We start from the raw sequence: 24,883 nt of genomic DNA, 5'->3' as shown, positions 1-24,883 counted from the left end.
TACTCCCTGTTGAGCGGGTTAATGCGATGGGGTCTAGCGCGTTGTGTGCACTAGGCCCGTAGGCGCATGGATTGCATGATGACGGCGGACATCTCTTCAACCGACTTCGTTGAAGAGTTCAAGAACGGCACGCGATTGCGGCGGTAGAGGTCTTCGGCGCGGCGCAACTCCAGGGTGCACTGCGCGAGCGAGGCGTAGACCGAGTCGGGGCGGCGCTCGTGGCGAACCTGGCTGAGGCGCAACGGGGTCGTGGTGAGGCCGAAGCACTTCTTCGCGTAGGGGGCGACGGTCGGCGGCAGCGTCTCCGTCGGAAAATCGTCATCAGTGAGCGGGTAGTTCGCCACCAACAGACCGTATTGCAGAGCGAGGTACATCGTGGTGGGCGTCTTACCGCACCGCGATGGCGCAATGATTATGACGTCGGCCTGGTCAAGTGCACGGAAGCTCTGTGCATCGTCGTGCTCAATGGCGTACTCCACCGCACGCATGCGCGCGAAGTACCTTTCCGCATCGCCCAGCCCGTGAAACGAGCCTGGTCGCACAGAAGCCGCCGTACCCAGAGCCAACTCCAGCTCGCGCAAGTGCCCGCCAAGCAGGTCGATCGTCTCAAACTCCGACGCGTGCAATACCGCCAGCACGTCGGCAGACTTCACGGTCGTGAAGATGAGCGGATGCTCACCCGCTTCGCGACTGCGCGTCAGCGTCGCCAGAAGCTTCTTCGCTCCAGAAACGGTAGAAACGAACGGAACCGTGTGCCGCCGAAAGCGGGTATCCGGAAAGTTCGCGAGAAGAGCATTGCCGAGCGTCTCGGCCGTCACACCCGTGCTATCCGAGATGAAGTACACCGCCCGCGCCTCAGCAGCAAGGCGTGCTGTGCTGAGTGGGGTGTTCGGCAGCGGTGCCGTCATGCGCAAATCCCTCGTGCGTGGAGTGGGTTAGTTCCACCGTAAAGAAGGATCAGTTGTTCATCCGACCAAATCGACTTTCAAAAACAGCCGAATTTAACGTCTCGGCAAGTGAGCTGCCGGAATTAACCGTCGACGGTTCCGCTCTGCGCCTTTGGCAGGCGGTCGCGGTCATATGTGATGTTCGTATAGCCGTGCGGCAGCGGGCGCCCATCTTCGTCAACGCCTACAAAGACGATCCGGTCGATCGCGAGGATGCGCTCCTTCGTGATCATGTTGCGCACCTCGGCGCGCATCGTTATGGAGGTGCGGCCAAAATCCGTCGCAAGCATGCCCAGTTCGATGAGATCACCCTGCCGCGCTGACGATACAAACTCGATCTCGGAAATGAGCTTGGTCACGGCCCGCGGATTACCGATCTGGATGATGGCGTAAATCGCCGCTTCTTCGTCAATCCACCGCAGCAAACTCCCACCGAAGAGTGTTCCGTGCGCATTGAGGTCTTCGGGCTTCACCCAGCGACGGGATCGGAAGTTTAGGTTTGCTGCGTCGGTCATCGTTCTCCTCGTTTCACAATCGGCCTTTCGCCATTGTGCACTGCAAGCATTTCGGGTGCGTAAACCCGGTATGCAGGACACTCACCGCAAACCGGACCCCGGCTGCCATAGAAGTGGTGTGGAATAAGGAGACCATGCCAGAGAAGATTGCCCTGCGAGAAGCGCTGATTGCGCAAGCGCTCGCGAAACTGCCCTGGCAGGTGCGCGTGGCGATTGCCTGTGTTGCTATCGCGGCAGGTGGCCTTCTCATTGGGCGCCCCACACTCTCCCTCGATGTCCTCGCCATCGTGATCGGTGTCGGCGCGATCACCGAGGGGACGCTCGCACTGTGGCACACAGCGGCGAGCGTGCGATGGCGCATCGTCACCGCAACGATCTGGATTTCCGTCGGCATTGTTGTGCTCCAAGCACAGTGGCTCACGGTGCTCGCACTGACCGTCCTGGTCGGCATCGGCCTCGTCGCCCTCGGCGGATACCGCATCTGGGTCATGGCGCATGGCGACCGACCGCTCGACGAGAGAATTGCCGGCACCACGATCGCCGTCGCGACAGTCCTCTTCGGCGTGGTGGCATTCTTCTGGCGCGATATTTCACTCGTCGTGCTCTCTGTCGTGTTCGGAGCCTGGCTCGTGATTACCGGCGTCGACGCCGGTTGGCGTGCACTTCCTCGGCAATCGCTTCCCAAAGAGCGACGTAAGCGCACGGGCTGGCGCCGCTTTGGCCGATCGATCGTCGCACTCGCGACCGCCACCGCTGCCGTCGTTGCGGTGGCGGCAACGATCGTGCAGACCGGGCCACAGACCGTCACCGATACGTTCTACGCCGCACCGCGTAACCTTCCGGACGCGCCAGGCAAACTTATTCACTACGAACCGCTCGCCGACGGCATCCCGCAGGGCGCTGTGGGGTTCCGCTTTCTCTACTCAACTCAGGCCAGTGACGGAACCATTGAAGTGGCCAGTGCGATCGCCATCTCCCCTGACGACGATCAGACCCACCCTTCTGTCACCTGGGCGCACTCGACGACCGGAATCACTCGCCCGTGTGCGCCCTCGCTCCAGCCAGACATGTTCCGTTCAGGCGGAATGTTTGCGGCGCAACACATCATTAAGAACGGGTGGGCACTCGTCGCACCCGACTACGTGGGTCTCGGCACACCGGGTGAGCATCCCTATCTCATCAGCGAAGACAGCGGCCGCGCGGTGCTCGACGCGACCCGGGCCGCATACTCACTGATCGACCTGCGCATCTCACGCACCACAGTCGTATGGGGCCACTCGCAGGGTGGACACGCGGCACTGGCTGCGTCGCAAATCGCTGCGGAGTATGCACCACAGCTTGACGTGCGCGGAGTTGCCGCGATCAGCCCGGTGAGCGACCTGACCGCGCTGGTCAGCACCATGGACTCGGTCACAGGCGGGATGGTGTTCGCTGCGTTTGTGCTCCACGCCTACGACCAGTACTACGACGACGTGCAAATGTCTGACTACCTCCGCCCCGGAATTATGAGTGCGGCGCGAGACGTGCCATCGCGGTGCTTGGACGGCCCCGGTAGCTGGCGAAGTGCGCTCGTCGTAGCGACCAGACTTATTGACCCTTCACTGTTTCGCATCGATCCGCGCACGGGGCCACTTGGCGATCGCCTGCGCGAGAACATTCCCCAACCGAGCGCCGACATACCGCTGCTTATCGTCGCGGGGGGCGACGATCCCCTCATCAAGATGAGCGTGCAAAACGGCTATGTTGCCTCGCTCTGCGCCGCAAAAACGCCACTCGCCTACCGCACCATCCCCGAGGCCGATCACATCAGCATGCTCTATGGGAATAGCGAATTCTTGCCTACGCTGCTCACCTGGACTGGCAACCGCTTCCTGCGCATCCAGGCAAAAACCACCTGCTAGCGGCGCGACGCTGTCGACAAGCGGGTACGGGCGCTGTGGGCTGTCGCCTAGCGGCGCTCGATGCGTGGGCGCACCCACACTTCAGTGAGCTGCGTGTCTGCGGGGGCATCAACGACGTGCCTGATCGAGCGCGCCACCGTGCTCGGGTCGATGCGGTCGCCTGCTTCGCTATCGTCGGGAAGCCCATCCATGCGATACGCCCCCACCGTCGCGGTCGGGCCGGGAGCAACCGTCGCGACGCGAACGCCGTCCGCGGCAACCTCCATGCGCAGACTGTCGACAAACCCCTGCAGCGCATATTTCGATGACGCGTAGGCGATGTGATGCGGAACCGGGTTGCGCGAGGCGCCGGAACCGGTGAAGACGATTGTGCCGCGCGCTGCGGTCAGCATTGGCAACAGTATGCGCGTGAGGTTCGCGGGCGCGACGACGTTCACCTCGAGCATTTCGCGAAACTGATGCGGAGTGAGCGTCGCTGCAGATGTGCGAAACATCACCGCCGCATTATTCACGAGAGCATCCACTCGGGGCAAGTCGGCGAACGCGAGGGCAACGGCATCCGCATCCGTGAGGTCGACGGCGAGCGGAACCACGGCACCTACGCGCGACGCAGTCGCGACGCGGTTAAGTCGCGCGACGTCACGCCCCACCGCAATCACGAGATGATCGGCGGCCAAATCCTGGACCGTTGCCGCTCCGATTCCACTTGAGGCCCCGGTGACGACAACCACCGGCTCCGTTGATGCGGTCATGAGTTCGCGGGCTTCAGAGCTGATGTGATTCACGTGCGCCTTTCGTTCTTCTCATCGACGTTACCCGCACGAGCCAGTGTCACACGTCGTTCGAGTCGGGTACCAGGGCGACCTTTCCGCCAGCACGACCGCAAGCGACGAGGGCTATCGCCTCGCGAGCGTCCCGCAGTACGAACGTCTCTGACACCGGAACCATCACATCGCCCGCGGCTGCCATGGCAATGATGTCGGCACGAACGCTGTCGCGATAAGCGGCACTCTCCGGCATCGAACCCGCAATCGTTCGAAAGCCTGCGGTCCGAGCAGCATCGGATCCAACGATGGTCACCATGCGGGAGCGATCTCCTGCGCTCAAAACTGCGGTAGCGATATCGTCATCTCGCCCAGATGCATCAAATACCGCGGCTACCGGATCCCCCGCCGCGAGCGCAATGCGTTGTGCGAGGTCGGCAGCGGAAGAGGTGCGCTCAACGGCAACCCCGCCAAACCGTGTGATGACGTTGCCACGCCCCTCACCACACACGCCGATCACCCGGATGCCGCGAGCGCGCGCGATCTGTAGCAGCGCCGTCCCGACCGCACCTGACGCCCCGAAAACAACAACGGTCTCCCCGTGTTCCACCGCCGCCACGCGAAGCAGTTCGGCAGCCGTCGTCCCCACCAGGAGAAGGTTGGCGGCCTCAATGGCGGTAAGTGACGCGGGTCGCGCGAAGACGCGGTCGGCAGGCACCGTGATGATCGATGACCAGCCACCCTGTACGCGGAAGGCGAGCACCGCGTCTCCGATCGCTCCACCACCTGACGCGATGTCAGTGCCTTCGCCAAGCGCAGTGATGGTTCCGGCGACCTCATACCCAATCGGCACCGGAAATGATGTCGCCCTTGCCGCATGCTTGAGGTCGGCCGGGTTGACACCTGCGGCCTGTACCGTGATCGTGACCTCGCCATGGCCGGGTTCACGCACCCCGGTCTCGACAAACCGAAAGTCAGCGGGGCCGTTCGGGCCTGTGGCAATCCAATGATGTGCGCGCATGCGGCCAGGCTACGGGCTTCGCGCGTTCTCCTCCACCGGAATTGAGTATTCTAGGTGTGAGAAAAATTCCGCCTGGCGACGCTCGGGCAGGGAGAGGAGCACTCCATGACAGACCTCCTATCGGTGGTCAGTGTCGATGTGCTGTGCCTGAGCTATGACCCCATCGACGAGCGAATCGTCCTGGGCCTCGTGCGTCGCGACTCTGACCCCTATTTGGGTGAGCTCGCTCTCCCCGGCGTCACGATGCGCGCGGGCGAGCGCCTCGATGGTGCCGCGCACCGCGCGATTGCCAAGCTGACTGACGCACTCCCGCTGGCCCTCGGACAGCTGCGTACCTTCGACGAGCCCAGCCGCGATCCGCGCGGACCCAGCCTGTCGATTGCAATGTGGGCGATCGTGCCTCACCTCGCCAACGGCACGCCGCTGGACGCCACGCCTCCGCTCGCGTTTGACCACTCGCAGATCGTTGAGAACTGCCTACCCATTCTCGGCAAGCTCATGCTCGATGATCTCGCGTTCACCCGTGCAATCCTGCCCTCGCCCTTCCTCACCACTGATGCCCGCGCAATTTTGCGCACCCTGACGGGCGAAGACCCACACATGGGCAACCTCAACCGCGCCCTTGATGCGCTGCCAGGCATCATCAAATCCACCGCTGACGGCGCCGAGGGTGCTCCGGAGTGGAGTGGAACCACGTCATCGCGTCGTGGAGTCAGCCGCGGACGACCGCCCGTCGAGCGCATGTTCGCCTGAGCTCCAGATTAATCACGGCGCAAACTCTGGCCGCGGGCGCAAACTCTGCCTAGTCTGATGGTGTTGCACTTCTCTTCGAGAACGGAACCATTATGGCTGGCAAGATTGTCGTCGCCCTCACCGATTCTGAGGCTGGTCGCCGCGCGTTAGCGTGGGCAGAGCAGCGCGCCACGCAGCGGCGCCAGTCGCTGCACCTCATCACCGTCGTCGGCGGTGCGACCGGTGCCGTTGGCGAAGGCCGCCTGTTGGATGCCGCGGTATCTACGACGGATCACTTCCTTGTCAGCGAGGCCGAGCGCCTGCGCGGCGCTGGCATCACCGTCGAGACTGAGGTGCGTCAGGGCAACCCGGTGACGCACATTGCCAACGCAACCGAGGGTGTAGCGCTCCTCGTCATCGGCAGTGACTTTGGTGATGGTTCCGGCCGCCGCCGCGGACTCCACGGCGTACGCATCGTTGCGGCCGCGCAGTGCCCCACCGTTGTCGTTGGCGCGTCCGTCGATGACAACGAACGCAGCGGCGTCGTCGTCGGCGTCGACGGCTCTCCGGTGTCGGAGGCCGCCCTGAAGTTTGCCGCAGCGGAAGCCGACCGTCTGGGCGAACCGCTTGTCGTGATCAGCGTGTGGACTCCCGTACAAGTTCCGCACATGCCGTTGCTTGACAACGAAAACTACCTCGCCAGCATGCAGTCGATCACCGAAGAAATGCAGTCGGTGGCTCTGGCTGGGCTGTCGCAGGACTATCCAGACCTTGAGATTAAGCGCGAGGTCGTAAGCGGATACCCGTCGCACGCAATTTCAGACCGCGCAGAAACAGCACGCCTCACGGTTGTGGGTTCCCACGGCCGCGGCACGCTGGCACGATTCCTGCTTGGTTCGGTGAGCCACGAGGTTCTGGTTAACCTGACCTCGCCCACTGCGATCGTGCGATAACAAGACCCGAAACCGCGCGGTCAGATTCCTTCTGACCCGCCGACGCCCACGCATTCCGCGTGAGTGCGTAACCCCGTTCTCCGGAATCCGGCCGAGAGAACGGGGTTTTTCTACTTGTCGGCGTAGCCTGGAAGGATGCATGTGAATGAAAACCGCGATTGGAACCGGTTCTACGCCGAAGGTTCGCCCATCGACATTGACCTGCCGACCGGCTCGCTGAGCGACCTGCTGGAAGAACGCGTCGCCCAATACTCGGGTAACGACGCCATCGCATTCTTCGGCAAGACAGTGTCTTACCGCGAGCTCGGTGACCGCGTGGCGCGCGTCGCCGAGGGCCTGCGCACGCTCGGCGTCCAACGAGGCGACCGCGTCGCACTCGTGATGCCCAACGCCCCGCAGCACGTCATCGCGTTCTACGCCGTCCTGCGTCTTGGCGCGATCGTGGTGGAACACAACCCGCTGTACACGCGCGACGAACTTGAGGTGCAGTTTCGCGACCATGGCGCTCAAATCGTCATCGCTTGGAACAAGGTCGCGCCCCTCATTCAGTCGCTGCCCGCAGAGATCGGTATCGGAACCGTTGTGGCCGTCGATATCACCGCTGCGATGCCGCTGACCATGCGCCTCGCACTCTCCCTGCCGATCGCGAAGGCAAAAGAATCACGCGCTAAGCTCACCGCCTCCGCGCCAGGAACGGTGAGCTTCGCCGCCCTCGAGCGTTCGCGTCGCCTAGACGCATCGCACCCCCGTCCGTCCGTCACAGACGTTGCGTGCCTTCAGTACACGTCTGGAACCACGGGCAGCCCCAAGGGCGCGATCATCACACACGGCAACCTCTGGGCAAACGCTCGCCAGGGCAAGGCCTGGATGCCGAACTTCGTGCCGGGCAAGGGCTCCATCTATGGGCTCCTCCCGATGTTCCACTCGTTCGGAGTGCTGTTGTCGGTCATCTACTCCGTCGAGACCGGTTCGCGCGCCGTACTGTTCCCGATGTTTGACCCGGAGCTGGTATCAAAGGCTGCCAAGAAGTTCCCGCCCACGTTTATCCCCGCCGTTCCGCCGATGTTTGACCGGTTGGCGCGGGTGGCCCGCGACGGCAATCTGGATCTCTCCGAGGTCGTGTACTCGATTTCCGGAGCCATGACTCTGACGCCAGCCATCGTGAAGCGCTGGGAAGATGTCGCCGGCTCAATGCTCAATGAGGGCTACGGCCTGACGGAAACAAGCCCGGTTGCGCTTGCGAACCCGTTCAATGCTGACTCCCGCAAGATCGGCACGATCGGCATTCCGTTTCCGTCAACCGACATCAAGGTCGTTGACCCGAACGAGCCCACAGTCGAGGTGGTACTTGGCGAGGTGGGTGAGCTTCTCATCTCCGGTCCGCAGGTATTCCAGGGTTATTGGAATCGCCCGGAAGACACGGCGGCGACGCTCCTGGAGGGCGGCTGGCTGCGTACAGGTGACCTGGTGATGCAGGACGCTGATGGCTTCGTCACCGTGGTTGACCGGAAGAAGGAAATCATTATCACCGGTGGCTTCAACGTGTCGCCGAGCGACGTGGAGAAGGTGCTGAACACTGTGCCCGGCGTTGCCGAGTCTGCGGTCATCGGCATTCCGCGCGGTGGCGGCGCTGAGGTGGTCACCGCGGTCATCATCCTGGAAGAGGGTGCCACGTTCAATGAGGAAGCCGCACGCGAAACCGCGCGCGAGAGCCTCGCCGAGTACAAGCGCCCAACCAGCTACGTCGTGTGGGAAGAGTTGCCGAAGTCTCTGATCGGTAAGGTGCTGCGCCGTATCGTGCGGGAAACGCTCATCGCCGATCGCAAGGCGACGCGGGCCATCGTGCCTGACGCCGAGTAGGGATCGTTTGGGGGCCGTCCTTCGGGGCGGCCCCTTTTCTTTCGCCTAGAAGTCGTCGATCACGATCTTCTTCATCGCGAGCATGTGTTCATAGGCGTTCGGGCGCTGCATGAGTTCGCCCATGTTGGCGGGCACGATCTGCCAGCTGACGCCCCACTTGTCGGCAAGCCAACCGCACTGTTCCGCTTCCGGAACGGCGGTCAGGGCGTCCCAATACCGGTCGATTTCGGCCTGGTCTTTGCACTGTACTTCGAGCGATACGGCGGGCGTGAACGGGTTATCGCCGCCACCGCCATCGTCCATCATCGAGAACCACTGCGGCCCGATACAGAACTCACCGAACATGATGCTTCCTTCGGGAGCGTTACCCGATGGTTCCGGATACTCCGCAATCATGCCGAGCGCAGCGTCATCGAACAGCTCGGTGTAGAAGGTCGCTGCTTCGCGCGACTTGCCGACGACGCCGGCCGAGAACATGAGTTGCGGAATTACGAACGGGCGCGGGTCGCCGTCCGGGTCAGTCAGCATGAGTTGCCAACTGACGCCGTAACGATCTTGGATCCAGCCGTAGCGCTTGCTCCACGGGTATTCGTCGATGTCCATGAGGGCGGTGCCCCCCTCAGTCAGGTGCGCCCACAGTGCGTCCATGCGGGCGCGGGCTGCCGCCGCATCACCGTCAAACATGAGCGGGTCGAAGTTCAGCATGAACGAAATCGATGGGTTGGGGTGAAACTCGCCACCTGCGTTGATGAGGGTGAGGTGGTAGCCGCTGATCGCGACGTCAACCACGAGGGGTGCGCCCGCGAACTCGGCCTGCCAATCGGGTACCTCATCGGGGTACCGGGCCGTGACGGCGGTCGTGGTGTCGTCGAAGATCGCGGCGTAATAGGTGCCGGCTTCTTCGGCGTTGCCGGTGTACCAAATGTTGGGGATGATCTTTTGCATCGCGCGCTCCTCGGTTGGATACGGCGTAACTGTGCGCCTGATCGCGCCACGATTCAAGACCCACGCGCGTACAGGTTCTGCTATCAAAGAGAGATGACCAGCGACACTGAACACCCCGCGGAGGCTCGAGGCCGCAGCGAGACCGCAGATCAGCGCGCCGACCGGCGCTTCACCGACATTCTGCAAGAGCTGCGCGTGACGCTGACGGGCACCCAGCTCACGTCAGGTTTCTTGTTGGCGGTGGCGTTTCAGTCCGGCTTCAAAGACCTCACCCACGACCTTCGCGTGCACTACCTCGTGCTCGTCGGGCTCGCCGCACTCGCAACCGTGTTGGGCCTGACACCGGTCTTGGTGCACCGACTGAACTCCGGCAAGCAAATCAAAGACCGCGTCGTGCGGGTCGCGAATCGGCTGTTGATTGCGACGCTGGTCGTGGTCTCGCTCCTGGTCATCGGCGTGACGAGCTTCATCTTCGAGGTCGTGGTTTCTGCCGTCGCTGGGCTCTGGGCCGCTGCCGTATCGGTTGTTGTGTTGTTGGTGTTGTGGGGAATCGCGGCCGCGGCCCATCGCATCGACGGGGAATCTGTGCACTGATATCCGGCGAATGTATCGGATGGTGAGACGCCCTGTACAAGCGGCGCAGCGCGCCGATATGTTGTGGGCATGGCTCATATTGTGGCGACCGGTGCCGGCAAAGTAATGATGGATCGCCGTGACGATCCCACCCACGACTACATTCTGAATCTGACCGGTAAGAGCCGCCCTCGCGTGCTGTTCGTCGGCACCGCAACGGGCGACCGTCCCGACTACATTCTGAGCTTCTACCAGACCTACGATTCTGACCGGTGCGCACCCCACCACTTGCCGCTGTTTTCGCGCGAGCGCGATGACCTACGCTCCTGGATCACCGAGTTCGACGTTATCCACGTCGGCGGCGGCAACACCGCCAACATGTACGACGTGTGGCGCCGCCAGGGCGTGTGGGACATCTTCACCGACATGTTCAACGACCCCGCGAACGAGAACCTCGTCTTCACCGGCGGCTCTGCCGGCGGCATCTGCTGGTTTGATGGCGGAACCACGGACAGCTATGGACCGATACTGCAGGTTCTGCCGGAGGGCTTGGGATTCGTACCCGGCTCCTTCTCGCCGCACTACGACGCGGAGGGGCAGCGTCGCCCCCTCGTGCACCGCGCACTTCTCGATGGCGAGCTCGGCGCCGGGTGGGCGTGTGGCAATCTCGATTCGCTGCACTTCAACGGCTCCGAGTTCGTCACCGCCATCAGCCCAGCCGCCACACCCCTTGCCCTCACCCTCACCGTCGAGAACGGCGTGGTTGTCGAAACTGATCTTCCTGTCGTGACCCTGTAATTCACCCGTTTGGCTTCACCCAGAGGAGTCCCTGATGGACGTCGTGATGTTGATTTTGCCTCGGCGATGCTGCGACAGCTGAACGATATGAGTCCGGAACCACATGGCCGAGCCTCGACCCCGTCCACACCGGTGACGTGGCGGCGCGGTGCATGGTGGCATGGAATGAGTTTCGGCGCGCAGTGCGGGACACCAACTAGAGGGCGATGAACCCCAGAATGGCGCTCGCGAGCGCAACGATTGCGAGCGGAAGAGCCGGAATGACGGGTTCCTTCCGGCGCACGTGCACGGCGACAGCGCCGAGCATCACGATCGCGATACCCACGGCAGCGAGGGGCGTCAGAATCGGGGCGATAGCTGTTGCCAGCGGAACGATGAGACCGATCGCGCCGAGCACCTCGAGCGCGCCGATCGCCTTAATCGAAGCCGGAGCCGCATCTTCGACCCAGCCCATCCCCGCCGCCAGCAGGGCCTCCCGCGACTTGATGCTCTTCATGGTTCCGGCACCCAGCATCGCGACAGCAAGCAGAACGTTTACAACCCACAGGGCAATCAGCATGACTCTCTTTCTTCGTTATTCGCGCGGAGCGGCAACCCCGCGCGAAAGTTTCCAAGGAAACAACTTAGCATAGTAATTTCCTCGGAAACTAAATGGCGGTAGACTTATGGCATGGCCAGTCGCACCCCCCGCATGTCAGACAGCGAATCCCGCGCCTGGCTCTCGCTGATTGCCGTGGCAGAACTCCTCCCGGTGGCGCTCGATGCACAGTTGCGTGCTGACTCCGACCTCACCAACGTGGAATTTCGCGTGCTCAGCGCACTCAAACAGACGCCCGGTTCGACGATGCGCATGGGAGAGCTCGCGCGGCTCCTGTCATCAAACCTGCCGCGGCTGTCGAAGGTGATTAGTCGCATGGAAGAGCGCGGATTTGTCACGAGGGAGACCGTGGTGGGTGATGGCCGCGCTGTCGACGTGGTGCTTAGTCAGCACGGCCGCAAGGCGCTCATTCACGCGCTTCCCGAACACCTCGATTACGTGCGGGCCACCGTTTTCGATCACCTCAGCGACGGTGAGATCGACGTCATCGGACGGGCGTTGGAACCATTGGTGCAGCGCCTGGATCGCTCGGGTCGGTTTGCCTGCGCTCCGGATCCCTGCACCCTTGTGACAGAGGATGGCGTTGCATGACGAAAAACGGCGCACCAGAGCCCATGCCCACAAAGCCGGAGTACGGTCGAATGGTGACGAATGCCTCTCCCATTCCGCTCGGCGCCGACCCCGAGCACCATGTTTCTGCCGATGATTTCAAGGCCGTCTTTCGTGGGCACCCGGGTGGCGTCGCACTGATTACTGCCGACGCCGGCGATGGCCCCGTGGCTCTCACGGCAACATCCGTCGCCTCCGTCAACGTCGATCCGCCCCTGCTGATGTTCTCGGTCACGACGGTCTCGTCGGCGACGAGCGTCATCGTGAAGAGCGACACGGTCGTGGTGCACCTGCTCGACATCGATGACATCGCACTTGCGCAACGCGGGGCCACAAAGGGCATCGACCGCTTCGGCGACACTTCGCTATGGCAAAAGCTCCCCACCGGCGAAACCGCTTTCACCGGTGCGCGCGCATGGGTGCGCTGCCGCGTCATCAACCAGATGGACGCCAGCGGATCAACCGTCATCGCCGCGGAGGCCCTGCAGGTCAGCATCAACCGTCAGGTCGGTGACAACTCGACCCCGCTCGCCTATGTCAACCGCGAGTGGCACCGCCTCGACGAGGCATCACGCATCGACGCAGGCATGACGCTCCCGCCGACTGCGTGAGCGCGCTGAACCCAGCAGACTAGAACCCGGCAGCCAGCTCCGCGAACACGTCGGCCGCCGTCTCACCGGTAGCAAGCGATGCTGCTTGTCCTGCCCACAACGAGAGCTTGGACGCGTCGTTCTGCTCGGCAGCGATCCGGCGGAAGGCTCCGGTCAGCATGTTCTGAGCCGGAAATGGCGCGTACCCGGCGTCGGCGAGCCGACGCACAGCGTCATTCTCGACGCCACGCGCAAGTCGCCCGCTCATGGCGCGTGTGAGCGTGGTGCCGCTCTCTGTGACGTTGCGCAGCGCCGCTTTATGCGCTGGCGGCACGACGGATTCTGCCGTCGCCAAGAACGCGCTTCCCACGACAACACCCGCAGCGCCAAGCGCGAGTGCGGCGGCCACGCCACGACGATCAGCGACACCGCCCGCGGCGAAAACCGGCACGTCAACGGCGTCAACAACCTGCGGAACCAGGGCGAAGGTTCCGATGAGGGAATCCTCTGCCGCGCCCATAAATGTCACGCGGTGTCCGGCTGCTTCCATGCCGCTCGCAATGATCGCGTCAACGCCACCTGCCGCGAGCGCGTGAGCCTCGGCAACGTTCGTCGCGGTTCCGATGACCAGGGTGCCGACGGCGTGAAGGGCATCAACCGTCGGCGCATCAGGCACGCCGAACACGAAGCTTGCCACGGCGGGCCGGGCGGCCACCAGCGCAGCGAGCTGCTCGTCAAACGGCGGCAGAAAGCGGTCGGGGCGCGGTGGGATGTCAAGCCCAGCCTCCGCGTAGAACGGGGCAACGGCCGCGGTAGCTGCGTCCCAATCGACATCGTCGACGGTCACTTCGTCGCCTGTCGGCCACCACAGGTTGAGGTTGATCGGGCGATCGGTCGCGGCGCGAAGTTGTGCTGCCGTGTCGGCGATCCGCTCGGCGGTGTAGCCGTAAAGTCCATACGATCCGAGGCCGCCCGCGTTGCTTACCGCAGCAGCCAGCGCGACGCTCGATACGCCGCCAAAGGGGCCGAGCACGATCGGTACGTCGATGCCGAGCAGGTCGGCCACGGGGCGAGTCACTGGGCACCGCCAGCAGACATGCCTCTGCGTGCCGCGGCGACGAACGCACGAATCTTGTCGAGATCCTTGACGCCAGGCGCCGACTCCACACCACTGGAAACGTCAACGCCCCAGGGGTGCGCGTCGAGGATTGCGTCGGCGACGTTATCGGGATTGAGTCCGCCTGCGAGAAGCCAGTGGCCAGAAAGGCGGTGAGCGGTGAGCGCAGAAAGATCCCACCGCTCGCCGGAACCAGGACGCGGGGCATCGAGAAGGAGCGCTTCATCGCCGTATGCGCCAACTGTCAGTTCGTTCGTCTCGCCGAGCGATGTCGCACGCCACACGCGCGGCACAATCGCGCGCGCCCTGGCGAAGTCTTCCGTCGTATACGCGCCGTGAAGTTGCAGAACACTTGCGCCGATATCGCGGGCGATGGTTGCGGCTTCGGCGGCGTCGAGGTCGTTCGTGACCACGACAGTGTCGATGCGCCCGGCAACGGCTGCGACCACCGCGCGCGCCTCGTCGATGCTGACACGGCGCGGACTCTTCTGGCTAAACACAACACCAATCGCATCGGCTCCGGCGTGAAGCGCCACCTCGGCTTCCTCTGGGTGGCGCAAGCCACAGACCTTCACGTACGTCTTCATGGTTCCACGGTAGACCCGCTCCACCCGCAACGGTCCCACATGACGCGACGAGGCTGACGAGCGGCACCCAGCCGAGCGTGAGCGACGGCGGCTGCTGGCATCGTGCGGGAGTACGCTCATAGGGTGCTGGGAATCGACGAGCTGACATGGGGCGTGCTGGCATTCGTCATCATCGCTGCGCTCTTTGCCGGGTGGGTGGACGCCGTTGTCGGTGGCGGCGGGCTCGTGCAGTTACCTGCCATGCTCCTGATCCCGGGGATCACTCCTGTCCAGGCGCTCGCCACGAATAAGCTCGGCTCGATCTTCGGCACAGCAACAAGCAGCATCACCTATTACCGGCGTGCCAAACCCGACATGCGCACGGCCACGATCATGGCGGTGATCGCACTCATCGGCAGCTTCGTCGGCGCATTCGTCGCGACGATTCTGCCCGCCTCTGTGTTCAAGCCGATCATTGTGCTCGCTCTCATCGGCGTCGCGCTGTTCACCGCATTCAAGCCGGCCATGGGCGCGAAGGCGATGCTGCGATTCCACGGCAAGAAGCACATTCTGTCCGCCACCGCGCTCGGCGCGGTGATCGGCTTCTACGACGGCATGATCGGGCCAGGAACAGGCACGTTCCTCGTCATCAGCCTCGTCGGGCTCATCGGCTACGACTTCCTGCAGGCGAGCGCAAAGGCAAAGATCGTCAACTTTGCCACCAACCTCGGCGCCCTCCTCCTCTTCGTGCCCCATGGTTCCGTTCTCTGGATGCTGGGCATCGTGATCGGAATCGCCAACATGCTCGGCTCATACATCGGCTCACGCATGGCAATTTCGCGCGGCACGAAGTTCATTCGCATCGTGTTCCTCGTGGTCGTCGCAGCGCTCATCATCAAACTCTCATTCGATGTGTGGGCGGAAAACATCGCTCCACTTTTGGGTGCGTGACGGGCCAAAGCCGACACATGACACGCGCGAATTGCCTTTCGGCCTAGGCCAACTTCGTGTCGCGCGCGGGCGAAGTGCAAGAATGCTTGTCATGAAGGTACTCTCCATCCAGTCCGCCGTCGCCTATGGCCACGTGGGAAACTCAGCAGCCGTCTTTCCCCTGCAGCGGATTGGCGTGGAGGTTCTCCCCGTTTACACCGTCAACTTTTCGAATCACACCGGATACGGCGCTTGGCGCGGGCCGCTGATCAGCCCCGATGATGTGCGTGAGGTCATCACCGGCATCGAAGAGCGCGGCGGCCTGTGCGACATCGACGTGATTCTCAGCGGCTACCAGGGCAGCGACGGCATCGGCGACGTCATCCTCGACGCTGTCGCGCGTGTCAAGAAGCTGAACCCTTCCGCCGTCTACTCGTGCGACCCCGTCATGGGCAATGCAAAGTCGGGTTGCTTCGTCGCACCCGCTATTCCCGTCCTGCTGCGCGAGCGCGTGGTTCCGCAGGCCGACATCATCACGCCGAACCAGTTCGAACTCGGATTCCTCACCGAAACTGAGCCGGACACCCTGGAGTCGACCCTCGATTCGGTTGACAAGGCGTTTGCGATGGGGCCGAAGACGGTGCTGGTCACGAGCGTCGAGCGTCCCGATCGCCCGAACGGAACCATTGAAATGCTGGCAGCGGATGAGACCGGCGCATGGATTGTGCAGACGCCGCATCTGCCGATGAAGGCCAACGGTTCTGGTGACGTCACCGCGGCTCTCTTCACCGCGCACTACCGCGAGACAGGGTCGGCGGCGACAGCCCTGGCCCGCACCGCGTCGAGCGTGTGGGATCTGCTCAACAACACGCTGGCTTCGGGCCAGCGCGAATTGCAGCTCATCGAATCGCAGGAGGCCTACGCCCACCCGCGCATGCAGTTTGAGGTCACCAAGGTTCGCTAACCCTGGGATATTTGTGAAGGCGGCTCCGCACACTGTGCGGGGCCGCCTTTTCGTTACGCGATGGGCTCCACGGGTGGCGCGGTGCGCCCGGCGGCGAGCACGGCACCGATGCTGGCAGCGATGACCAGCACGATGCCGGCGATTTCAAGCACGGTGAGGTGCTGGCCGAGCACGAGGAATCCGACGATCGACGCGGTGGCAGGACCGAGGCTCATCAGCACCGAGAAGGTCGATTCGCTTATTTTGCGGAGAGCAAGGAGTTCGGCCGTGTAGGGAATGACAGAAGAGAGGACGGCGACGCCGAGGCCCAGCAGAATGATCGTCGGGTTGATGAAGGCTGGTGCATCGATGACCAGCGCTGCCGGGAGCACGATCACCGCGCCTACGGTCATCGCAAGCGCGAGCCCAGAAACTCCCGGAACGTCACGTCCGACACGTGCCGCCGCAAGGATGTAGCCCGCCCAGGAGGCGCCAGCGAGCAGGGCGAAAAGCACGCCCACCGGGTCAAGGGTCTCCCACCCGCCGCCACCAAGTGCGGCGACGCCCACGAAAGCGAGACCAGCCCACAACCACGCGCTCTTTTTCTTCGACATCACGACGGCGAGCACGAGCGGACCGAGCACCTCAATCGTGACGGTGACGCCCAGTGCAAGCCGCTCGAGCGCGAGATAGAACGCGACGTTCATCGTGGTCAGCACGACGCCCAGCAGCACAATGCCGCACCACTGGTGACCGGTGAACGACCGCACGCGTGGGCGCGTCACGATCAGCAGAATCACCGCGGCAAACACGAGGCGAAACGCGACCACGGCGACCGGATTCGTCAGCCCGAACATCAGAACGCCGAAAGAGGCACCGACTTCTTGGCACAGCAAGCCCAGGCCGACAAGAGCGACCGCACTGGCGCGGCCGTCACGTTGCATGGCTTGCGCTACGGGATCGGGCAGATTGCGCTGGTTTGTATGGTGGCAGCCTCCGCCTCAGCGGTCCACGGGATTCCAAACTCCGGAACCGTCTGGTTGCCTGCTGCCGGAGCTGTCGCCGCGAGCGCGACGAGCTGGAAGGCAAGCGAACGCACAATCCCGGCACCGTTGGTCGAGTTGTTCACCATGACAGCAACGGTCACGCCGGTTGCCGGATCAGACCATACCGCGCTCGCGTATCCGAGGGTGGACCCGGCATAGCCGACCATGCTGTCCGCGAACTGCACGCCACCGATGGTCGTAGACCACGCCGGCAGGGAGTCTGCGATGGCAAGAGGCGCGTCAAAGCGATCGGTCTCCTTACCCTGCGCAAGAGTCTGCTCGGCGAGAGCAAGCCCATACTGCCCGAGGTCAGTAATGGTGGAGACAACACCTGAATCGGTTGAGCCGGTCGTCGCGGAAATCTTCGTGAGGTCCGTCGGCGAGGCACAGAGCCAGCCTTCGGGCCCGTTCGACGTCAGGTACCCGTGAGGGCCACCCTTGCTCGGCGCAGCAGCGGCATCCCCAGGCAGAGCCGTATTCTCCAGGCCGAGCGGCAGGTTTACGTACTTCTCCAGGTACTTCTGCGGGGTCAATCCCGAAGCACGCTCCAAGGCAAGACCGAGCAGGAGGTATCCGGTATCGGAGTTCACGAAGCGCTCACCAGGAGCAGCAATGACGCCACGGCCCAGACCAAAGCTGGCGAGCTCACGTGCAGACCATTCACGCTCTGGCGAGCTCACCATGCGAGCCTTTGTGGCCGGTGCAATAGTGGTGAGGCCCGACGTCGAGTCACAGAGCTGATCGAGCGTCACGTCACTCAAGTTCGGAACACCCGACACATAGTCCGTCACCGGGTCATTCAGCTCAACGGTGCCGTCAGCCACCATGCCGTACAGCGCATCACACGTCATGGCGCGAGTAATTTCGCCAATGCGGAACGACATGTCAGGGTCCATGGGCTTCGATCCGCCCAGCTCCGTGGTTCCGACTCCGGCAACCCACGAACCGCTCCACGGCACCCAGACGCCCACAATGGCACCTGACGCACCCGCGCCGGCGATCGCGGTGTTGACCACACTCTCCATGGAGGCGACCAGTTCTGCTGGCAGGTTGCCCTCAGCGAGGGCCGGTGTATCGAGCTTCTCGACACGGTCGGACGTGCAGCCACTCAGCGTGAGACTCGCTGCTGCGAGTGCCACGACCATCGTGCGGGTCCACCGCCGAGCGCGGCTCGACTTCGCATTCACCTGTACAGTCACCCGTCGAGTCTACGGTGTAGGCGCATTTTCTCGCCGAGCATAGGCTGTGACCATGACCTTTCGCTTTGATGACGCCGCGATCGCTGGCGTGCTGCACCACATGAACGACGACCACACGGCAGACAACCTGCTCATCGTGCGCGCGTTCGGGGCACCAGAAGCGACCGCTGCCGTGATGACCGGATTCACTGGCGACCACGCGATCTGGATGGCGACGACCCCCGAAGGTGACCGTGAGGTCACGGTGGCGTGGCCGGGTGGCTCCATTAGTGAACGCCCCCAGGTACGCAAGCAGGTTGTCGCCCTCTACGACGAAGCGTGTGCACGGCTCGGCGCCGAACCCCGCCCGCACGAATAGTCATCGGCACCTCCCAGGACATCGACTGACCTGTGAGGTAAGGCTGGCCTTACTATAGAGGTATGGCTGAACTCATTCCCTTCTCCGCCGCCATCCGCGATCGTGCTTCCGGCGCGCACTCCGACAGCGAAGGCGCGGGCTTCATGTCGAGCCTGTTGAAGGGCGAGCTCAACCGTGAGGACTACACGGCGCTGGTCGTGCAGCACTACTTCATCTACCGTGCGCTCGAAGAGGCCACCGAGCGCATGCGCAACGACCCGATTGCCGCACGCTTCATCAGCGACAAGCTCACGCGCATTCCGGCGCTCGAAACTGACCTCGCTTTTCTCCTCGGAGACAACTGGCGCGATGAAATCGTCGCTTTGCCTGCCACGCAGCGCTACGTCGAACGCATCGAGCAGGTTGGTAAGACGTGGGGGGGCGGCTACGTCGCGCACCACTACACCCGCTACCTCGGCGACCTCTCAGGCGGCATCTACATCGGCCGCGTCGTGGCCCGTCAATTCGGCTTCGAGACCAACGGCATCGGCTTCTATCTCTTCGGCGACATCGCCGACCCCCGCGCATTCAAGGATGTCTACCGCACCGAGCTCGATGAAGCGGGCTGGAGCGACGACGAGAAGGAGCGCATCATTGACGAGGTGCTCGCCGCTTATCAGTTCAACACCGACATTTTCGCGGAACTTTGGACTGAACGCACCGTCGCCGCCTAACGCGTCATCGCGAGGCGGTATGGCGCTACGTCGTGAGGGGGCGGGCTGTCGCCTGCTGGGAACGGCGCACGCCTGCCATGAAGCGCTGCACGTCGGGGTCAACGCGAATGTCACTGGGGCGGAGCGGCCGCGACAGGTAAAGGCCATCCAGACTCGTCAGGCGTGAAAGCGCCACATATGTTTGTCCGGGTGCGAAGGCTCCAGAACCCAGGTCGATAATCGCCTGGTCGTACGTCTTGCCCTGTGATTTGTGAATCGTCACAGCCCACGCGAGCCGGAGCGGAAACTGCGTGAACTCCGCCACGATGTCACGCTTGAGCTGCTTCGTTGCGGCGTTATACGCGTAGCGGAATCGCTCCCACACGGTGGGTTCAACGTCGAACTCGTCGCCATCCACGTCCACCCGCACGCTATCCCCAGAAATGCGCGTGACGGTTCCGATGGTTCCATTCACATACCGCGGCGGCTCAGGGAACGACCCGATGTCGTTGCGCAAGAACATCACCTGGGCGCCAATCTTGAGCTTAAGTTCGGCATCGGCTGGATAGTTTGCCTCACCTCGCCCAAACTCGCCGTTAATTTCAGCGACAGCGGTCTGTTCACGGCCAGGAAGGGCAGCGAGATGGCGGCGGTTGATGTTGTTGACGATGTCATTGCGGGTGGCGAGGGTGATGACCGGGTGCTCCGGGTCATCAGACGGCGTGCGGGCTCCCTGGGCGTTGAGGATGCCAGCGATGTCGGCAGTGACGCGGCCATAGCGCACCGCGTTCAGCATGGTCTTGAACCCGTCGTCTGACTGACGGTGAATGTCGACGAGCTCGACGATGTGCAGCGGCGCACCCGGAGTGCCGATGTCGAGCATGCCAGCGTCGCTCGCCTTGCCAGCCCACACATGGGCGTCAAAGAACCAGAACGAGCGGTAGTGATCCTTGACGTACCGTAGCTCGTCGCCGCGCGGCGGCACGGGAGCCAACTGGTAGGGGTCGCCGAACATCACCACCTGCACGCCGCCGAATGGCTCACCACGCTTGCCACGTGCCTGACGCAGGGCGCGATCCATGCCGTCCATGAGGTCGGCATTCACCATCGAAATCTCATCGATGACGAGCGTGTCGATCGCGTTGAGAATCTTGCGGGTGGGATCGGACTGTTCAATCTCGCTGTCAGCGATGAGCCCGATGGGCAGGCGAAAGAGGGAGTGAATGGTTTGGCCCTCGACGTTGAGCGCCGCAACACCCGTCGGCGCACAAATCGCGATTTGTTTGGCTGTGTTCCACGCCAGGTACTGCAACAGGGTCGACTTGCCTGTGCCAGCGCGCCCCGTCACGAACACATGCTCACGCGTGTCTTCAATCAGACGGAACACAGCTTCTTGTTCCGCTGAGAGGGGTGGGAGGTTCACTGTTGTCCTTCGAATCGCTTCATTCCATCGTAGTTGCCCCGGTCGCACATGAGCCAAGCGCCCTCCCGTGATCTCACGACGTAATAACGCTCAGCGTCTGCACCGGCACCGCTCCTTAGACTGTTCTCGTGGAGCCAGAGCAACGACGCGAGAAACGCAAAGTTGTACGCGATCTCTCACTCCTGTCACTGGCCGGAGTGCTGCTCGTCGTGGGCGGATTCTTCGGATTCACCCTGCTCTACAAAAACGTGTATGGCCCCGGCGCGTTCGTCGAGAACTACCTCACACTCCTCAGCCAAGGACGTGCGGCCGATGCACTCGTCGTCCCTGGCGTCAGCGTGGACTCCGTCGAGCTTGAAGAAGCCGGTATCGATCCGTCCGCGTCGGATGCGCTGCTGCGCCGCGACGCCCTCGCACCCCTGACAGACATTGAAATCGTCTCAGAGCGCACCGATGGCGACCTCGTTTTGGTGACCGCGTCGTATACGGCAGGTGGCGTTGACGGAACCACCACCTTCGCCGTGCAGGCAAACGGTTGGGAAGGCTTAGCTCCTGGCTGGAAGTTCGCCCGCACGCCGCTCGGTGTCATTGATCTCACCGTCTTCGGCTCCATGACCTATTCCATCAACGGCTTCACCGTCGACAAGCGCCAAGTCTCTGTCGACGGCCTGGATGCGCTCCCGTCCGACGCCGTCCCCATGTTGGTGTTCTCCCCCGGCCTGTACTCCGTCGCAGTCGACACCGCCATTTCAACCGCAAGCGGCACCGCAGTGCTCGCTGACGTTCCCCTGACCTCCGTGCCTGTCGTCGTGCAGACCCAGCCGACGGAAGAATTCGTGAACGTGATTCAGGAGCGCGTCAACGACTTCCTGATCACCCAGTGCGCATCACAGCAGGTGCTGCAACCGACAAACTGCCCCTTCGGGCTGACGGTACAGAACCGCATCGCTAATCTCCCCACCTGGACTATCTCGCAACTGCCTGCCATCACCGTCGCACCCGATGGTTCCGACTGGAGGATTCCCGAGGTCGAAGCGGTAGCGACAGTGACGGTCGAAATGAAGTCACTGTACGACGGGTCAACGTGGGAGCGTGTCGAAGACGTACCATTTACGATGCGAGGCGCCATCCGCATGACACCGGATGGGCAGGCATCCATCAGTATCTCCGCCGTCGATCTGGACTAGCGGAACCACGACAGCGGGCCGTGCACACCGGTCACGACGGTGTGCGGGTTACGCCGTGTGCTCTGCGTCACGCTCAGCCATCTTGGCAAGCTTCGCGTTGTATTCCTCGAGCTCGGCGTCGCCCGTGCGATCGGCGTGGCGGTCGCGGCTGCGCTGCAGCCTCTCGTCGCTGCGGCTCCATTGAATGGCGATCACGATACCGGTGATCAGTGTTGGAATCTCACCGATCGACCACGCAATACCGCCACCGACGTATTGATCGTCCATGGGCGTATTGCCCCAGGCACGCCCCATCGAGCCATACCACTCCGCCGCCATTAATCCCTCATTCATCATGATGGCCATACCGAAGAATGCGTGCATCGCCGCCACCGCGACGAGCGTAATGAGCCGGCCCGCGTACGGGAGACGGAACGGAATCGGATCAACTCCGACGAGGGTCAGCACGAACAGGTAACCCGAAATCAGGAAGTGCGCGACCATCCAGATGTGGCCGACGTGGTCGTAAAGCGCCCAGCGGAACAGATCGGAGTAGTAGAACAGCCAGAGCGAGCCAACGAAGATACCGGCGGCCACGATCGGGTGGGTAATGACCCTCGAGTACGGGGAGTGAATTGCCCACAGCACCCACTCACGGACACCGCGGGTTCCGTCGCGACGCTTATCGACCGCGCGAAGCAGCAGGGTGACAGCGGAACCAAACACCAGCAGCAGTGGGATCGCCATGGCGAGCAGCATGTGCCCCATCATGTGCACGCTGAACAGGTACGCCTGGTACGCGTTAATCGGACCGCACGTGACCCAGATCAGCAGCAGCATGCCGAGAATCCAGAACACCGTGCGGTAGATCGGCCAACGGTCACCGCGACGGTGCAGGCGGTACACGCCCATCAGGTAGAGGACAATTCCGCCGATACCGACGGAGAGCCACAAAATATCGATGTTCCACTCGCTGAACCAGCGTGGCAGGGTGAGCTCTGGCGGCAATGGCGCGTTGGAGAGTCGTTCTGCCGGGGTGCGTGACACGCCAGTGGAGAGCAGTGCGACCGGTGAGGGGGTGCGGGCGAGGGCCGCAGCGACGCCGCTGGCGATGCCCATCACGGCAAGTTCCAGCGCCACCAGCGCCCAGAAAGGTCTCGCGGTCTTTGCCGTGTCGGTCTTCGCGATGAGCTTGGTGCGATACAGCGCCCCAAAAATGCCGAGCATGAGAAGCGCGATGACCTTCGCGATGACGAGCACGCCGTACGGCGAAAACAAATACTGCCAGTCACCGAGCCCTGTGAAGGCACGCACCGCACCGCTCGCGGCGACGACAATGAACGCCGCTAGGGCTAGCGATGAGTAGCGCTGCAATGTTGTGGTGATCGCCTTGACGTGCGGGCGTACGATCACGACAGCGAGGAGGCCACCGATCCACATGCCCGCGCCGATCACGTGCATGCCGAGCGAGGAGACGGCGAGATTGTGGTTGGCGAGGTCGCCAGCGTGCCCCTGCGTGACCATGGGCATGGCGACGACGACCGTGAGCACCGCGGCGAACAGCGTGGCAAGCCATGAACGCCAGGCAAACGTCAGGACCGTCAGAACGGCCGCGCCAATGACCGTCAATAGCCACGCGGTTCCGAGCGGATTGTCGGTGAGGTAGCGCCCCAGCTGCTGCCCGAAGTCCGGCCCGAGGGATACCTGGGGGTTGAACACCAGGATGAAGTTGAAGAATGCCGCCGCACCGGATGCGACAGTCAACGCCGCTGCGGAGAAAGACGCCGTGTCAAGAAGCACGTCGTAAGCACGATCACCCGGCTTGAAAGCGAACAGCGCCATAACGAGGGCACCAAGCGCACCAGCAAGCGAAATGTTGACGAACATCTTCGCGATCGGCAGACCCCAACGCGCGAGGGGACCAGGGTCTCCGAGGTCGAGCGGCGCCGCGCCCCCGCCGTAAGCAAGTCCGATCACGATAGCGACGACAGCCGCGACGATCAGAATCACCGGGCCCAGGGCCCGCAACGTGCGCGGTTTCACCCTTCTAGCCTAGGCGCTCGCCCCTGAGTAGTCGGCCGTCTCCCCAAAGCCCAACCCGAGGTTCCGTACCGAGCGAAAAAACAACAGAGGGTGCCGCGCAATGCGACACCCTCTGCGACAGCTGAATTACTTGACAGCTGCCTTGAGCTTGGAACCAGCGGTCACCTTGACGCGCTTGCCAGCAGGGATCTTGATCTCAGCACCGGTCTGCGGGTTGCGGCCCGTGCGTGCGGACGTGTCGACCTGCTCAAACGCGATCCAACCCGGGATCGAAACCTTCGCACCCTTAGCAACAGCGTCAGAAACCGTAGCGAACAGTGCGTCGAGAACACCCGACACCGAAGCCTGGCTCTGACCGGTTGCCGAAGCGATGCTTGCGACGAGCTCAGTCTTGGTGATGTTCTTGTCAGCCATGTGTTGTCCTCCAGCGGCGACTCTCGCCGCCTGTTCTTGCTTGTGGTCTGAGGGAGGTTTCCCTTCAGGTGGTCAATCAACCGCCTTGAATGTACCAATGGAATCGGACACTCGCCCGTTTTTCCGCGAGTTTTCACGATTTTCGATCGCGTGTCGCGTGAAGATTGAGGTTTTTGTGAC

The 24,883-nt window shown here is 62.9% G+C and carries 26 protein-coding genes; 13 read left to right on the top strand and 13 right to left on the bottom strand.

Going from position 1 to position 24,883, the window contains the following annotated elements; translation table 11 throughout:
- Positions 1-50 precede the first annotated feature (50 nt).
- Both KTJ77_RS00510 and KTJ77_RS00505 read right to left on the bottom strand, forming a co-directional pair.
- Positions 51-908, bottom strand: a complete 858-nt coding sequence (locus tag KTJ77_RS00510; protein WP_217336579.1) for a pyruvate, water dikinase regulatory protein — start codon at positions 906-908, stop codon at positions 51-53.
- Between the two features lie 122 nt (positions 909-1,030).
- Positions 1,031-1,462, bottom strand: a complete 432-nt coding sequence (locus KTJ77_RS00505; protein ID WP_217336578.1) for an acyl-CoA thioesterase — start codon at positions 1,460-1,462, stop codon at positions 1,031-1,033.
- A 134-nt stretch (positions 1,463-1,596) separates the two neighbouring features.
- Here KTJ77_RS00505 and KTJ77_RS00500 point away from each other — a divergent pair, with 134 nt between their 5' ends.
- Positions 1,597-3,363 (top strand): alpha/beta fold hydrolase, encoded by a 1,767-nt coding sequence (locus tag KTJ77_RS00500; protein WP_217336577.1) that lies wholly within the window; start codon positions 1,597-1,599, stop codon positions 3,361-3,363.
- Between the two features lie 47 nt (positions 3,364-3,410).
- Here the strand turns inward: KTJ77_RS00500 and KTJ77_RS00495 are convergent, their stop codons facing one another.
- Positions 3,411-4,148, bottom strand: a complete 738-nt coding sequence (locus KTJ77_RS00495; protein WP_217336576.1) for an SDR family NAD(P)-dependent oxidoreductase — start codon at positions 4,146-4,148, stop codon at positions 3,411-3,413.
- A gap of 46 nt (positions 4,149-4,194) precedes the next feature.
- Positions 4,195-5,148, bottom strand: a complete 954-nt coding sequence (locus KTJ77_RS00490) for a zinc-binding dehydrogenase (protein ID WP_217336575.1) — start codon at positions 5,146-5,148, stop codon at positions 4,195-4,197.
- Positions 5,149-5,253: 105 nt separating this feature from the next.
- Between KTJ77_RS00490 and KTJ77_RS00485 the strand changes: the two genes are divergently transcribed.
- The 3 genes from KTJ77_RS00485 (at position 5,254) to KTJ77_RS00475 (ending at position 8,693) form a co-directional block, all read left to right on the top strand.
- Positions 5,254-5,901: a hypothetical protein gene (locus KTJ77_RS00485; RefSeq protein ID WP_217336574.1), complete on the top strand. Its 648-nt coding sequence runs from the start codon at positions 5,254-5,256 to the stop codon at positions 5,899-5,901.
- A 92-nt stretch (positions 5,902-5,993) separates the two neighbouring features.
- Complete coding sequence (locus tag KTJ77_RS00480; RefSeq protein ID WP_217336573.1) at positions 5,994-6,833, top strand: universal stress protein; 840 nt, start codon at positions 5,994-5,996, stop codon at positions 6,831-6,833.
- Between the two features lie 135 nt (positions 6,834-6,968).
- Positions 6,969-8,693: an AMP-binding protein gene (locus KTJ77_RS00475; protein ID WP_217336572.1), complete on the top strand. Its 1,725-nt coding sequence runs from the start codon at positions 6,969-6,971 to the stop codon at positions 8,691-8,693.
- Between the two features lie 45 nt (positions 8,694-8,738).
- On the opposite strand, the gene KTJ77_RS00470 is transcribed toward KTJ77_RS00475, so the two are convergent.
- On the bottom strand, positions 8,739-9,638 hold the full coding sequence (locus KTJ77_RS00470; RefSeq protein WP_217336571.1) for a VOC family protein: 900 nt from the start codon (positions 9,636-9,638) through the stop codon (positions 8,739-8,741).
- A 93-nt stretch (positions 9,639-9,731) separates the two neighbouring features.
- Here KTJ77_RS00470 and KTJ77_RS00465 point away from each other — a divergent pair, with 93 nt between their 5' ends.
- Together KTJ77_RS00465 and KTJ77_RS00460 are read left to right on the top strand one after the other, a co-directional pair.
- The gene (locus KTJ77_RS00465; protein ID WP_217336570.1) at positions 9,732-10,232 is read left to right on the top strand and encodes a DUF6328 family protein; all 501 of its coding nucleotides are present in this window, start codon (positions 9,732-9,734) and stop codon (positions 10,230-10,232) included.
- A 69-nt stretch (positions 10,233-10,301) separates the two neighbouring features.
- Positions 10,302-11,009, top strand: a complete 708-nt coding sequence (locus tag KTJ77_RS00460; protein WP_217336569.1) for a peptidase E — start codon at positions 10,302-10,304, stop codon at positions 11,007-11,009.
- A gap of 196 nt (positions 11,010-11,205) precedes the next feature.
- Here the strand turns inward: KTJ77_RS00460 and KTJ77_RS00455 are convergent, their stop codons facing one another.
- Positions 11,206-11,568: a DoxX family protein gene (locus KTJ77_RS00455; protein ID WP_217336568.1), complete on the bottom strand. Its 363-nt coding sequence runs from the start codon at positions 11,566-11,568 to the stop codon at positions 11,206-11,208.
- 111 nt (positions 11,569-11,679) lie between these two features.
- On the opposite strand from KTJ77_RS00455, the gene KTJ77_RS00450 reads away from it, so the two are divergent.
- Both KTJ77_RS00450 and KTJ77_RS00445 read left to right on the top strand, forming a co-directional pair.
- Positions 11,680-12,198, top strand: coding sequence for a MarR family winged helix-turn-helix transcriptional regulator (locus tag KTJ77_RS00450; protein ID WP_217336567.1), 519 nt, complete (start codon positions 11,680-11,682; stop codon positions 12,196-12,198).
- Positions 12,195-12,827, top strand: a complete 633-nt coding sequence (locus tag KTJ77_RS00445; protein WP_254367321.1) for a flavin reductase family protein — start codon at positions 12,195-12,197, stop codon at positions 12,825-12,827. The genes KTJ77_RS00450 and KTJ77_RS00445 overlap by 4 nt, the downstream gene beginning before the upstream one ends.
- Before the next feature lie 19 nt (positions 12,828-12,846).
- On the opposite strand, the gene KTJ77_RS00440 is transcribed toward KTJ77_RS00445, so the two are convergent.
- Positions 12,847-13,884, bottom strand: coding sequence for a DUF561 domain-containing protein (locus tag KTJ77_RS00440; protein ID WP_217336566.1), 1,038 nt, complete (start codon positions 13,882-13,884; stop codon positions 12,847-12,849).
- Entirely contained in the window at positions 13,881-14,510 is a 630-nt protein-coding gene (locus KTJ77_RS00435) for a phosphoribosylanthranilate isomerase (protein ID WP_217336565.1), read from the bottom strand. Before KTJ77_RS00435 ends, KTJ77_RS00440 begins: the two co-directional genes overlap by 4 nt.
- A 126-nt stretch (positions 14,511-14,636) precedes the next feature.
- On the opposite strand from KTJ77_RS00435, the gene KTJ77_RS00430 reads away from it, so the two are divergent.
- The gene (locus tag KTJ77_RS00430) at positions 14,637-15,440 is read left to right on the top strand and encodes a TSUP family transporter (RefSeq protein ID WP_254367438.1); all 804 of its coding nucleotides are present in this window, start codon (positions 14,637-14,639) and stop codon (positions 15,438-15,440) included.
- Positions 15,441-15,531: 91 nt separating this feature from the next.
- The gene (pdxY, locus tag KTJ77_RS00425) at positions 15,532-16,383 is read left to right on the top strand and encodes a pyridoxal kinase PdxY (protein WP_217336563.1); all 852 of its coding nucleotides are present in this window, start codon (positions 15,532-15,534) and stop codon (positions 16,381-16,383) included.
- A gap of 53 nt (positions 16,384-16,436) precedes the next feature.
- Here pdxY and KTJ77_RS00420 read toward each other — a convergent pair whose 3' ends face one another.
- Positions 16,437-17,306, bottom strand: a complete 870-nt coding sequence (locus tag KTJ77_RS00420; RefSeq protein ID WP_217336562.1) for a DMT family transporter — start codon at positions 17,304-17,306, stop codon at positions 16,437-16,439.
- A gap of 8 nt (positions 17,307-17,314) precedes the next feature.
- Positions 17,315-18,607 carry a serine hydrolase domain-containing protein gene (locus KTJ77_RS00415; protein WP_367948781.1) on the bottom strand — a complete coding sequence of 431 codons (1,293 nt, stop codon included), beginning with the start codon at positions 18,605-18,607 and terminating at the stop codon, positions 17,315-17,317.
- A gap of 52 nt (positions 18,608-18,659) precedes the next feature.
- Here KTJ77_RS00415 and KTJ77_RS00410 point away from each other — a divergent pair, with 52 nt between their 5' ends.
- Both KTJ77_RS00410 and KTJ77_RS00405 read left to right on the top strand, forming a co-directional pair.
- Positions 18,660-18,965: a DUF2470 domain-containing protein gene (locus tag KTJ77_RS00410; protein WP_217336561.1), complete on the top strand. Its 306-nt coding sequence runs from the start codon at positions 18,660-18,662 to the stop codon at positions 18,963-18,965.
- Between the two features lie 62 nt (positions 18,966-19,027).
- Positions 19,028-19,678, top strand: a complete 651-nt coding sequence (locus KTJ77_RS00405) for a heme oxygenase (biliverdin-producing) (protein ID WP_217336560.1) — start codon at positions 19,028-19,030, stop codon at positions 19,676-19,678.
- Between the two features lie 25 nt (positions 19,679-19,703).
- Here the strand turns inward: KTJ77_RS00405 and KTJ77_RS00400 are convergent, their stop codons facing one another.
- Positions 19,704-21,080, bottom strand: a complete 1,377-nt coding sequence (locus KTJ77_RS00400; RefSeq protein WP_217336559.1) for an AAA family ATPase — start codon at positions 21,078-21,080, stop codon at positions 19,704-19,706.
- 128 nt (positions 21,081-21,208) lie between these two features.
- Here KTJ77_RS00400 and KTJ77_RS00395 point away from each other — a divergent pair, with 128 nt between their 5' ends.
- On the top strand, positions 21,209-22,267 hold the full coding sequence (locus KTJ77_RS00395) for a hypothetical protein (protein WP_217336558.1): 1,059 nt from the start codon (positions 21,209-21,211) through the stop codon (positions 22,265-22,267).
- A gap of 48 nt (positions 22,268-22,315) precedes the next feature.
- On the opposite strand, the gene KTJ77_RS00390 is transcribed toward KTJ77_RS00395, so the two are convergent.
- Both KTJ77_RS00390 and KTJ77_RS00385 read right to left on the bottom strand, forming a co-directional pair.
- A complete protein-coding gene (locus tag KTJ77_RS00390) occupies positions 22,316-24,289 on the bottom strand; it encodes a cytochrome c oxidase assembly protein (protein ID WP_217336557.1) in 1,974 nt (657 codons plus the stop codon).
- A 126-nt stretch (positions 24,290-24,415) separates the two neighbouring features.
- Positions 24,416-24,703 (bottom strand): HU family DNA-binding protein, encoded by a 288-nt coding sequence (locus tag KTJ77_RS00385; protein WP_217336556.1) that lies wholly within the window; start codon positions 24,701-24,703, stop codon positions 24,416-24,418.
- Positions 24,704-24,883 lie beyond the last annotated feature (180 nt).

This window comes from Microbacterium sp. NC79 (assembly GCF_019061125.1).
Taxonomy (GTDB): domain Bacteria; phylum Actinomycetota; class Actinomycetes; order Actinomycetales; family Microbacteriaceae; genus Microbacterium.
This window is presented reverse-complemented; position numbering and strand designations above follow the sequence as displayed.